The following is an 11922-nucleotide window of genomic DNA, read 5'->3' as shown; positions in this document are numbered from 1 at the left end:
TTATATCGCTTTGCAGACTTTAGTATCATGGTGGATTGGGCTATGTTCAGCCCTTAGCATTCAACAGGAGATGATCCCGTCGTGATTTGGTTAAAAATGCTTATTGGCGCTCTAATGGTACTGGCGATTCAATTATTTGCGCAAACTCGATTTTTTTATTTGGCGGCACTTGCGCCACTTTTCCCCACCTTTACATTAATCAGTCACTTCATCGTCGGTACTGAGCGTAGCCCTGCTGATTTAAGGGTTGCACTGATATTTAGTATGCTCGGCGTCATCCCACATCTTATTTATACCTGCGTGGTCTTTTTTAGCATCAGCTATGTCAGCTTATATAAGGCACTTTTATTGGGCACCGTCGCTTGGACAGTGGCAGCGGCCATTTTAGTGATTACGTGGCAATACATTCATGCTTAGTAGTCACTAAACAAGCAGCTTAAACGATGCAAAAGAGCGGTTTATCAACTGAATATATAGGCTAAGGTGACTATTTCTAAAGATAATTTTTATAGATTCCGTTGTAGATGTTATGCTTAAGGACGATTTTATCGTGTTACCTGCAACAAACTCATAACCAGACTATATCGATAACTCCATTCGTCATCACTGATAAAATAGGGCTTAAAAAAAGATGGATACCTTAAATATCCTATACCTTGTAGGGGCATTGTTAATTTTCGCCAGTATCATGGCAAGCACGTTATCAGCACGTTTGGGCGTTCCATTATTGCTGTTGTTTTTAATGGTAGGAATGCTGGCTGGTGAAGAGGGTATCTTAGGTATCGAGTTTTCCCAATATGCTATTGCTAATTTTGTTGGGCAAGCCGCTTTGGCTTGTATCTTGTTAGATGGTGGTCTACGTACCTCTTTTAAATCGTTTCGGGTTGGTCTTAAGCCTGCCGTTACACTCGCTACTTGGGGTGTCCTCGCTACTGTCATGATACTGGGCGTATTCGTGACTTGGCTACTCGATGTCGATTGGCGCTTTGGGCTATTGATGGCAGCTATCGTTGGCTCAACCGATGCGGCAGCGGTATTTTCACTATTGCGTAATGGCGGTGTCAAGCTCAATGATCGCGTTCAAGCTACATTGGAGCTAGAGTCAGGCGCCAACGATCCTTTGGCTATTTTGCTTGTGACAGGATTGATTGCTTTAAATGTCGATCCCGCTGGGCAAACAGTACTGGGCTTCTTAGGGTTGCTATTACAGCAGCTTAGCTTCGGTTTGGGCATGGGTTTGTTGTTTGGTTATTTATTGGCAAGACTATTACCCAAAATCCACTTGGCAGAAGGTATGTATGCCATTTTGATCATGTCTGCTGGCTTGGCAGTCTTTGCCGCGACCAATCTTATTGGCGGTAGTGGGTTTTTGGCGATCTATCTCACCGGTGTGCTGATTGGCAATCATAAAGTACGCTCAACCGAGCATGTCATGCGGGTGATGGATAGCTTTGCTTGGTTATCACAAGCGGTGCTTTTTGTGGTGCTAGGTTTACTCGTGACGCCATCGAACGTTATCGATGTTTGGTATTATTCAGTGGCGATTGCCGCCTTTATGATTTTAGTTGCTCGTCCTATCGCGGTCTATACTAGCGTTAAACCTTTTAAATTCAAAGACAGAGAAATCGGTTTTATCTCTTGGGTTGGCTTGCGTGGTGCGGTCCCTATCACCCTTGCGATATTGCCAGTCATGGCAGGGATAGATGGTGCCTTTATGCTATTCGATATTGCCTTTGGTGTGGTGGTCTTGTCTTTGATTTTGCAAGGCACGACCATTCCTATTATGGCAAATTTGTTTAAAGTACGTATTCCGAATAATAAAGACCCAGAAGAAGAACATGAAGTTTGGGTATCTGATAAAGCGAGCATTACCTTATATGAATTTGAAGTAAAGTCTGGTGCATTTGCGATTGACCGTCATCCGATGGGCATCTCTAACCGTGTCAGCCCTGATGAGATTAGCATCTTTGCTTTGGTACGTCGGCAACACATTGTGATGGTTGAAGAGACGACCAAGCTCAAATGTGGGGATAGAGTCTGGTATGCGATGAGAGGTAATCATGCCAGTCAAATTGCCAAGATTTTCAATGATACGACACTCGATCGTAAAGCCATTGATGACTTTTATGGCGATTGGTTACTGTCACCTAGTGTGAAGCTTGGAGATTTGCCTTTTTTTACCGACATCATGGCGTCTGAGTCTCTTGTAGATAAGCTAAAGGCAAAACCTGAAAATACTTCAAAAATTATGTGGGAGCAGACGGTCGCTGAGTATGTCATAGACAATTTGGATCTGAAGCCAGTATCAGGCGATACGGTTGATATCAGTGATGAGTGGTCATTGGTCATCAAAGAAGTGGACGATAAAGGAAAGCTAAGAACGATTGGTTTAAAGCACTTGGAGTTTGCTAAGGCGATTTGATTTTTTGCTATATAGTGACTTCGGTATTAAAACGATACAGCGGGACTGGGATGACTATTAAAAAAGCGCTATTGATAATCAATAGCACTTTTTCAATAGTATTATCTACAGCAGTGATTACCACATCAAGTCATCTGGAATCACATAAGCGGCATATGGATCGTCTTCTGCCAGCTCATCTTCTGCAGTATCGTTTGATACCACCATAAAGCCTGTCATCTTTGAATCGATACGATCAGCAAGTGGGCGCGGTAGTAGGGCATAGCTGTTATCTAAACGGGCGATGACCACATGACCTGCTACAATTTGATCATATAGCTTTTGAGTGATAGAGATTTTTTTGACTTTGGCATCGTCGACAAACTGATAGCTGATATCGCCGTTTGTTTCGGTCAGTTGATGCTGCTTAATCATTTGAATGATATTGGCTTTTAGCATCTTTTCTTCTAAGATGCGCTGCTTTTCTTGATTGAGCTTTTGGTCTTTTTCTAGCTTCTTAGCTTGAGCATCTGCCAAGGCTTTTTTAGCTTCGATATTCGATGCATCGCCAGTGCGCTTAGCGTGCTGCGTCTGTTTGCTTATTTTGTTGGCTTTCTTACTATCAACCAAGCCTGCTTTTAGAAGTTGAGCCTGTAGGGCGTTTTTTGCCATATCTGCATTACCTAAATGAAACTAACTAAGTGAAATGATCTAAATTGTCTTCAGTCATGGTAACAAATTCTGCCAAGAGATGTCATCAAATACGGCAATCCCAAAGTTTTTATTGAAAAATCGTTTGTCAGATAATTGAGTCACATACCTTTTTAGAATAATTGCTGTAGATTCTTGTTCACCCGCTCAAGAGCTTTGATGGTTAATAATGTGTTCAGCGAGGGTGATGAAGTCTGAAGCGATAAAGTCGGGTTTTGGTACATTGGGTGCCGAAAGTAGCGCGTTATAAGGTCGAGTGATAAAAGCCCCTTGGCAGCCAGCAGCTTGAGCACCGATAACATCCCAGAGGTGACAGGCGACAAGACATAGCTCTGAGGTCTCAACGGACAGCTCGCGAGCGACCATCTGATATGTCGCCGGTGCAGGTTTAAATTGGCTGACGTTTGCAACACTAAAATTCCGCTCAAAGAATTCACTCAGTCCTGCTTTTTCAAGCGGTGTCGGAGAAGCGCTAGGTGCTGAGTTGGTCAAAGTCACCAATCTAAATCCTGCATCACGTAGTTTGGTCAAAGCAGGGATAGCATCAGGGTGAGCTGGCATCTGACTCATACGCTGCTTAAACTCCTGAACATCTTCTTCGGTTAGGGTAACGGCATGAATATCTGCGGTCATTTGTAAAGCACCGACGCCAAGCTCGCCAAAAGGTGTGTAGAGACCAGATAAAGTCATGGTTTGCGAATAAAGTACCAATTGCGCGAACCACTCTCTGAGTCTGTTATTATCCCCAAATAAACGCGTGAATAAGGGCGTGAGCGTATCGATATCGAGTAAGGTTTCGTTGACATCGAATACGATAATCGGAGCTGAGTAGATATAGGACATAAAAGTTCCTTTTGCAATAAAAGTAAGCCTTACTAGTGAGGTTTGATAATATAATAAAGACATTCGGTAAACTTACTTTAGCTGGACTTGAGTAATCATTCAAGATAAAATTGAGTAGTCACTCAAATTGTATAACCATGTTTACTTTATTGTCTAAAATCATGGGATAAAAATTGGAATATTATGTCACGTACCACATTATATAATCGTCATGAAGCATTAGAGCGGGCCATACAGCTGTTTTGGCAAAAAGGCTTTCATGCAACCTCTTTAAAGGATATCGAGCAAGCGCTTGATATGCGACCGGGCAGTATTTATGCCGCTTTTGGTAATAAAGATGGATTGTTTCAAGAAGCGCTTGATTACTATGCGCAGGCAGGGCTAAAGGAGCTTGAGCGTACATTAAGCAGCTATGAAACCCCTTTATTAGGATTGGCAGCTTACATGCGTCAGCTTGGCGGTATCCGCGAAAAAAATCTGCCCAGTCGGGCATGTATGTTGGTCAAGAGCTTACTTGAGCTTGGTGCCCGTGAACAGTTAGCGCTAGAGAAAGTTGAAAAATTACTAGCCGGTATGGAGGCGCGTTTTGCCGCATGTTTTGTGGAGGCGCAGCAGCTAGGAGAGTTGGATAACACGCTCGATCCACTGAGGTTGGCCCGTCGATTACAAGCCGAGGTTATGGGGTTACGTGCTTTTGCTCAGCGCGATGTTGACAGTGCAGCGGTTCATGCGCTTGCAGAGGATATGGCGTATTCTATAGAAAGCTTGCGCAATAATGAGTCTGTTGGTTAAAACGATGCTTAGTGGCCAAGCGTACGTTCGCTAGTATGATGGTCATTTAAGCTAAAAATCGAACATGAGTATGGATATTAACGTTCATTTATATGATAGCAGGTGTAAAAAAAGGCTACTTGAAAGATTAAGTAGCCTTTTTAGTTTTAAATTTTGCAGTGTGTTTCTATTATTAATTAGAGATACATCTATTGTGGCATGTCCGCTAATTGCTGCAAAATACTTTTGAAATTCTCAACCCCTTGAGCACCGCTAACCAGATGCTTTTGGTTAAAGATAACAGAAGGTACGCTTTGAATACCTTGCTGCCTCCACTGTTGCTGAGCACGGCGGACGTCTTCAGCAAAGCGCTCGTCTGCTAATACCGCTAGCGCCTCACTACGATCTAAACCAATCTCTGCTATGATATCGGCTAAGACTTCTTTGTTAGAGATATCTCTAGCGTGAGTAAAGTGAGCCGCGAACAAGGCTTGCTTTAAATCATGCGCGTACCCTTGCTGATCGGCCCAGTGCAGTAGTTGATGCATAGCAAAGGTATTATAAGTGCGACTCTCTTCAGTAAAGTTAAATGCAAAGCCTACCTCACGACCAGCCTCAGTCATTCTAGCGCGGCTGGCATCAGATTCCTCCCGACTTGAGCCGTATTTCTTAGCGATATGCTCACGATAGTTTCGTCCTTCGTGCGGCGTATCAGGATTAAGCTCAAACGGATGCCAATGAATCTCATACTCAGTATTGGTTTGTTTGAGTGCTTCGGCCAACTGTCCATAGCCTATAGCGCACCAAGGGCAAACCACGTCCGATACAATATCGATGCGCAGTGGGGCTATTATACTCATCACAATATCTCCTTCGATTTTATACGAAAAGCTTTGCTCAACTAGTCTGTGCTGTTAATCAGCCTTATGCCATTCAAATTTTTGAAAAGGCTTATCGATTGGTGTATTAGCGAGATGGTTGGTGTAGTTACTCATTACTTTCTGTGCTGTTGCTAATACCACTTCTAGCACTTGACGCTTAGTGAATCCTGCGTCTAAAAACGTTTGTACAGTGTCATCATTGACGTTGCCACGATCACGAACCACAGATAGAGTAAAGTCACGTAAAGCTTCTAGTTTTGCAGTTGGTAGTGGCGTCTCGTCACGTAATGCATCAGTGATAGCATCATCGACTTTCATGCTTTTGGCAATACCAGTATGAGCTGGCACACAATAATGACATTCATGCTCGACGTTGATGGTTTGCCATACTACCGTAGTCTCTTCGTCATCAAAGCTGCTGTCTAAGAACAATTGATGTAGACGTTGGTAGCCTTCAAGCAATCCAGGCGCTTCAGCCATTACGGCATGTAAGTTTGGAACCATACCAAATGCATTGATTGAGACATCAAGTAATGCTGTGCTTTCTGCTGGCGCGCTTTGTTTGTCATGTAATGTAAAGTCAGTCATATATAATTCCTATTTGGTATTAGTAACAGTATTAAAATTTTATTCAATCATTCAGGTTGAAAAATAACGATAATATGTGGTTAAAGTTAGAGCTCGTTATCGTAAAGGTATCACCTTCTACTTGATAACTGACACCACTATAAATTATTTTGAGCAATCACTCAAATATAAATTGAATGATTGCTCAAATATTTGTAACGCTGGTTAACAATTAAAGGTTTTGCTAGCAATTAATGGTCCGTATTACCCGCTTAGTGATGGTTAGATGCTGCATCTATTTTTGATTGGATTGATTTATAGAAGGTTTATTTTTAAAAGGCATGAGCAACAACCCCCATAGCGAGGCATTTTGCTTGGCATCGGGATACTCTTTTAAACCAATATCTAATGCTTGGTCAGGTTTTGATCCTTGACTTTTATAACTACCAAAAAGCCAATCCCACCAAGTCACACTAAAACCATAATTAGAATTGGTCTCACTGGCCCGTTGGCTGTGATGAATACGGTGTAAGACTTGCGTGACTAGAATCATGCGTAAAGGCTTCTCAATCACTGGCGGCAGACGAATATTGGCATGATTAAACATAGCCAACCCATTTAAGGCAATCTCGAATATAAGTACCACGATAGCAGGGACACCAAGCACACTAATGACAACGAGCTTAAGCAATATGCTTAAGACAATTTCGATAGGATGAAATCTAAGCCCGGTGCTGGCATCGATATGCGCATCAGCGTGATGGACACGGTGCAAGCGCCAGAGAAGCGGCACTCGATGAAACAAGCGATGTTGCCAGTAGATAACAATATCAAGCAACAATAAGCTTAAAATAATCGCCGCGATATTCGGTATCTCAACTAGATTAAATAAACCGATACCGTTTTTTTGATTATAAATGGCGACCGTTGTCAGCCCAATGGGCACTGCCAAACGGGCAACAAAAGAAGAGGCAAATACTAGCCCAAGGTTGGCAAACCAACGCTTGCTACTCTTAATCGGTGATTGCCGTGCGGGATGCCTATGCTCAATGAGCATCATAATGACCAATATGCTAAAGAAAAAGCCCAAACGCCACCACATCTCATTCGCCATTATTGACCTCCTTAATGGGCTTATGTATATCGGTTTCGAGCCGTTTAAGCGTATGATAACCGCCATATATACGAGTCATAATAGTAACCGCACACGCCGCTGCAAAAATACTAGCTAATACCACAAAGTGCTGTGGCCAAATACAAAAGGCGATAAACAAAACAATGGTTTCAGTACCCTCAGTGAGACCATTTAGGTAATAAAAGCTCTTATATTTAAATTGTGGCTTATCTAATTGGAATTTTTCAGCTGCAATAGCAAAGGCCAAAAAGCTAGAGCCCGTGCCAATAAAGGCGGCTAATAACAATGCGCCTGCAATGGCGTTTTGCTCGGGATTAACCAATACAAAGCCGAGTGGCACCGCTGCATAGAATAAAAAATCTAGAGTAATGTCTAGATAGCCGCCAGCACTTGAGCTTTGGCCAGCATAACGTGCCAGTGCACCATCTAATCCATCAAAAACACGGTTTAATATAATAGCAATTAGTGCTGCATACCACAGCTCAAAAGCAATCAATGGCAACGCCAACATACCAATGAGAAAACCAGTGACAGTCAACTGATCTGCGGTAACACCGCCCTTATAAAATAGCACGACCAATGGCTCTAATAGAGGCTTGATGATGGGTGTAATAAACTTATCGAGCATATTTCTGCCTTTTGTATCGTCATTCTTTTAGAAGCAAGCAGTCGAACTTTTTATACTGGTTTCTAAATATGGTTTATCAAGCTTTTTATTTTATCAAAAGCTAAAGGCTGTTTATCAGGCAAACGCTTTCTTATCAAAGGCGAACTATTTTGCCATTTGCCGCTTCAGCATCGCTATGGTCATGGGTAACCATGATAGTAGGTAACTTATGCTGACGGATTTGACTGAATACCAATTGTTGGGTTTCCGCTCTAAGCTGGCTATCAAGTTTGCTAAAAGGCTCGTCTAATAATATCGCCTTAGGCTGGCTTAACAGAGTACGCAGCAGCGCAACACGGGCTTGCTGACCCCCAGATAAGCTATCGGGATGTCGATTTTCCATACCTGCCAAACCGACTTGTTCAAGTGTGTCTGCTATTTGCTCAAAGCGCTGCTTTTTATTGCCTTTAGGCATCGCAAAAGCAATATTGCCTGCAACCGATAAATGCGAGAATAAGAGTGCATCTTGATATAAAACGCCAATATGGCGTAAATGCGCGGGTAGGTGACTGATGTTTTGACCATGTAGCCAAACCTCGCCCGTAGCACTTAAGCCGCTCGGCAAGGTGCCGGTCATCCAATTTAATAAACTTGATTTGCCACTACCAGATGGACCCATGATAGTGAGAATGTCACCACCCTCAATCTGCTCATCTAACTGAAGGAGCAATTTATCTTCTCGAAAGAGCTGTAGATTTTTTATCTCTAAAGATGATTGCATTAAAGACCCTTTATATAATCAGTTAAAAATATAGCCAGTTCAAAATAAGAGAGATGTCAATGAAGCTTAAAAAACTTTTTATGATTGAACATTCTAACGCACGCCACTCTTAAAGAAATACTTTGGTAGCAGCCATGCCACCATAAAGCCAATCAGTGGCAATACCATTTGTATAATGGCATAGACAGCACTGGTCCGACGGCTGGCGCCATTAGCAAGCGTTACCGCTTCAGTCGTAATAGTGGCAATACGTCCGCCGCCCGTGAGTAACGTTGGCAGATATTGTCCGAAGCTCACTGCAAGTCCTAGTGCCATTGCGATGAGTAGCGGTGCAAATAACTGCGGTAACTTAACTTGGAAGAATATTCTCATCGGCGGCGCTCCAAGACTGGCTGCTACAATGGCAAAGCGCTTATCTAACCTTCTATAGCTGCTGGCAAGGGATAAAAAGACATAGGGCAGTACAAATAAGACGTGGGTAAAAGCGACGTTAAAAAATGCCGCTTGGTTATGGGCAAGTTGCTGTAACCATACCAAGCCAAATAAGAAAGCAATGCTCGGCACCAGAAGTGGCAGGTAAATAATCAAGCTGGTGAAATTCGAGATGGGTTTATTGCTTAACTGCTCTGCCTCTAAGCACAATAAAGTGATGCCAATAGCAAAAAGCGTTGAGACGATACCAAGGGTGAGCGTGTTAAATAATGGCGTGCTTATTTGCATCAAGGCACTTTGAAAGTGTGACAGTACGAGCTGCTCTGGCAAGGCGGCAGGGAAGCGCCAATAGCCAGCTAAAGACCACATCAGCAGACCAATGAGCGATAGGGCTATAAACCCTATGATGAATACCGTGGCGCTTGCAGTGAGTTTCTGCCAAATAACATCCTTATACTGGCGTTTTCCATTGACCAGTGCTTCGCTACATAGTGCTTTGACCATACGCTCACCGCCCAGCCATAATGCAATTAAGCTGCCTGTCAGTAGTAGATGTAATATTGCCCCAGCCGAGGCTTTGATACGTAAGTTTAAATCAACATCATTGAACCACTGCATGATAGTGACAGCAAGCGTGGGCGGAGTGTTGGGTCCTAAAATTAATGGCATCTCAACACTGGCACTGGCGTAAGCAAGTACTGCCAAAATAGGCAAACGCAAGAAGGGGTACAGTATAGGAAATACTGCTTTAAAAAAGGCAGTGATGGGATAGTAGCCTAAGTTTAGGGCAACTTGATATTGTTGGCGCAGCTTCTTACCAAGCTCAGGCTGTGCGAATACGCCAAGTGCCATTAACAATAGAAAAGGCAGCTCTTTGAGTACTAGACCTAAGATGATACTAATACCATAAGGGTCATGCGGTAGTATCCCCTGTGGTGCCAGCTCCCAACCACTGAGCCATGGCGATATCATTCGTGCAATCATGCCAGAGGGTGCAATTAAAAACCCAACGGCAATCGCCGCTGCGGCATGCGGGATTACTAAAATAGGGCTAAGCAAACGTTCAATACGTGTGAGCCAAATACTATTAAAAAACGTTGCCAATATCATAATCGCAATGACAAAGGCGAGTAGGGTACTGAGAAATCCGGTCGCTACACTGAGCGCAACCATTTGCTTAAGTCCTAGAGTTTGACCCAGCGCTTTAAATCCTTGTAGACCAAATGTCGTTGTTTCTAGAGCAGGCACCCAGCCAAACGCTGGCAGGATGACGCTTATCAAACCTCCTAATACAGGCAAAATAAGGAGTATTAGTAAAAGACTGGGGCTTAGGGTCACTAAACGCGTAAAAAGGTCAGTTTTACAAGTCGCGGCTATTTGATTGCTTAAATTAGAACCTACGATAACAGCATTGAGAGTATCAGTATTCGCGCCATCAGCATTGCTGTTATTAGTATCAGCCTTGTTTTTCTCGATAGGTTTTTTCATTCACTAACCCCGTAGCGCGCTTGCCAACCTTGCATAATGGCGTCGACCCAGCTGGGATGTGGTTCACTGACGGTTCGTTTAATGGCATCAAAAGGTAGGGCGCTTGCATGCGGTTTATTGGTTTTAAATAATGCTTTTTGCTCGGCGCTCAGTGTTGATTGAACCAGCACTGTTTTATCTCCCCAGACAGCTGGGTTTTGTTTATGGGCCTGTGCTTCTGGGCTCAATAAAAAGTTTGCTACCAATTGGGCTGCTGCTGCATGGCTTGCATTGTAAGGAATAGCAACAAAGTGAGTATTGCTCAAACTGCCATCTGTCATGGCATAACTGCGAATACTGGGCGGCAAGTCATAGCGCTGAACGGCGGCTGGTATTTCGGGTCCTGAAAAGGTAAAGGCCAAGCTGAGCTCGGTATCATCGACCAAACGGCGCATTTGTGCGCCGCTTTGCAGGAATTGCTCACCTTTTCGCCATAGCCTGGGATGTAGCTCATCCAAAAAGTCCCACAGCGGATCAAGTATCAAATCTTTGTTTTGTGCATCTACTGGCTGGTTAAGCTCTGCTCTGAGAGTGGTTCCATTCTTACTATCATTTTGCTCATGCAGCATGACCAAAGCATACTTCAAAAAACTCATACCCAAAAAATCAGGTGGCTTTGGGTAGCCAAAACGTCCGGGGTTCTGCTGTGCCCAAGCGCTTAATTGCTGTAAGGTGGCAGGCGGCTTATCTATCGCTAAGTTATCATAATAAAAGGTCAATGACGCCTGTCCCCATGGCGATTCCATACCATTAGTAGGTATACCGAAATCAAGCGTGACAGAGGGGTTGTTATCAGGATCAGTCAGAGCAAAGTTTGGCAGAGTAGATGCCCAGTCCTTTAACAGTAATTTATTCTCACTCATAGCGGCAAAGTTTGCACCGTTGATCCAAATTAAATCAACGCTACCTTTATCGTTATTATTGGCAGATTTTTCTGCAAGGACACGGCTGACAGCTTCACTGGTGTCGCTTAATTTGACATGAACCAAGTTAATATTATATTTTTTATCGACCGCTTTTGCAGCCCACTGAATATAGGCATTAATTTGTGGATCCCCGCCCCAAGTATGAAAGTAAACATCTTGATTTTCACCAGCTTGTACCGTCTGCTGCCACTGCAAGGTACTTTTATTATCTATAGCAGTGGGAGTCGAAGCGGTACTTGCAGAGATGCCAACACAGACACCAAGCACTATGACAAAGGCGCTATAGCGGCGCAGTTTTTTTGGTATTGTCAAAGCTGCTGGCAAGCTAGTAGGGTGCATG

The 11922-nt window shown here is 43.3% G+C and carries 12 protein-coding genes; 3 read left to right on the top strand and 9 right to left on the bottom strand.

What is annotated here, in order from left to right; translation table 11 throughout:
• The first annotated feature begins 81 nt into the window (after positions 1-81).
• Entirely contained in the window at positions 82-417 is a 336-nt protein-coding gene (locus OEG80_RS07930) for a GlpM family protein (RefSeq protein ID WP_263240240.1), read from the top strand.
• A gap of 214 nt (positions 418-631) precedes the next feature.
• Positions 632-2422 carry a potassium/proton antiporter gene (locus OEG80_RS07925; protein WP_263240238.1) on the top strand — a complete coding sequence of 597 codons (1791 nt, stop codon included), beginning with the start codon at positions 632-634 and terminating at the stop codon, positions 2420-2422.
• A 117-nt stretch (positions 2423-2539) separates the two neighbouring features.
• Here the strand turns inward: OEG80_RS07925 and OEG80_RS07920 are convergent, their stop codons facing one another.
• Together OEG80_RS07920 and OEG80_RS07915 are read right to left on the bottom strand one after the other, a co-directional pair.
• Complete coding sequence (locus tag OEG80_RS07920; protein ID WP_263240236.1) at positions 2540-3073, bottom strand: DUF2058 domain-containing protein; 534 nt, start codon at positions 3071-3073, stop codon at positions 2540-2542.
• A gap of 186 nt (positions 3074-3259) precedes the next feature.
• Positions 3260-3955 carry a haloacid dehalogenase type II gene (locus tag OEG80_RS07915; protein WP_263240233.1) on the bottom strand — a complete coding sequence of 232 codons (696 nt, stop codon included), beginning with the start codon at positions 3953-3955 and terminating at the stop codon, positions 3260-3262.
• Positions 3956-4138: 183 nt separating this feature from the next.
• Between OEG80_RS07915 and OEG80_RS07910 the strand changes: the two genes are divergently transcribed.
• The gene (locus OEG80_RS07910; protein ID WP_263240232.1) at positions 4139-4747 is read left to right on the top strand and encodes a TetR/AcrR family transcriptional regulator; all 609 of its coding nucleotides are present in this window, start codon (positions 4139-4141) and stop codon (positions 4745-4747) included.
• Positions 4748-4935: 188 nt separating this feature from the next.
• Here the strand turns inward: OEG80_RS07910 and OEG80_RS07905 are convergent, their stop codons facing one another.
• From OEG80_RS07905 to OEG80_RS07875, 7 genes are all read right to left on the bottom strand, one after another.
• Positions 4936-5586, bottom strand: a complete 651-nt coding sequence (locus tag OEG80_RS07905; protein ID WP_263240229.1) for a DsbA family oxidoreductase — start codon at positions 5584-5586, stop codon at positions 4936-4938.
• Between the two features lie 54 nt (positions 5587-5640).
• Complete coding sequence (locus OEG80_RS07900) at positions 5641-6195, bottom strand: carboxymuconolactone decarboxylase family protein (RefSeq protein WP_011513312.1); 555 nt, start codon at positions 6193-6195, stop codon at positions 5641-5643.
• A 274-nt stretch (positions 6196-6469) separates the two neighbouring features.
• Entirely contained in the window at positions 6470-7288 is an 819-nt protein-coding gene (locus tag OEG80_RS07895) for a sterol desaturase family protein (RefSeq protein ID WP_263240227.1), read from the bottom strand.
• Positions 7278-7937 carry a CDP-alcohol phosphatidyltransferase family protein gene (locus OEG80_RS07890; RefSeq protein WP_263240226.1) on the bottom strand — a complete coding sequence of 220 codons (660 nt, stop codon included), beginning with the start codon at positions 7935-7937 and terminating at the stop codon, positions 7278-7280. The genes OEG80_RS07895 and OEG80_RS07890 overlap by 11 nt, the downstream gene beginning before the upstream one ends.
• Positions 7938-8070: 133 nt before the next feature.
• Positions 8071-8697: an ATP-binding cassette domain-containing protein gene (locus OEG80_RS07885; protein WP_263240225.1), complete on the bottom strand. Its 627-nt coding sequence runs from the start codon at positions 8695-8697 to the stop codon at positions 8071-8073.
• Between the two features lie 93 nt (positions 8698-8790).
• Positions 8791-10617 carry an ABC transporter permease gene (locus OEG80_RS07880; RefSeq protein WP_263240224.1) on the bottom strand — a complete coding sequence of 609 codons (1827 nt, stop codon included), beginning with the start codon at positions 10615-10617 and terminating at the stop codon, positions 8791-8793.
• A complete protein-coding gene (locus OEG80_RS07875; RefSeq protein ID WP_263240223.1) occupies positions 10614-11921 on the bottom strand; it encodes an ABC transporter substrate-binding protein in 1308 nt (435 codons plus the stop codon). The genes OEG80_RS07880 and OEG80_RS07875 overlap by 4 nt, the downstream gene beginning before the upstream one ends.
• Between the last annotated feature and the right edge of the window lies 1 nt (position 11922).

This window comes from Psychrobacter sp. SC65A.3, assembly GCF_025642195.1.
Lineage (GTDB): Bacteria > Pseudomonadota > Gammaproteobacteria > Pseudomonadales > Moraxellaceae > Psychrobacter > Psychrobacter cryohalolentis.
This window is presented reverse-complemented; position numbering and strand designations above follow the sequence as displayed.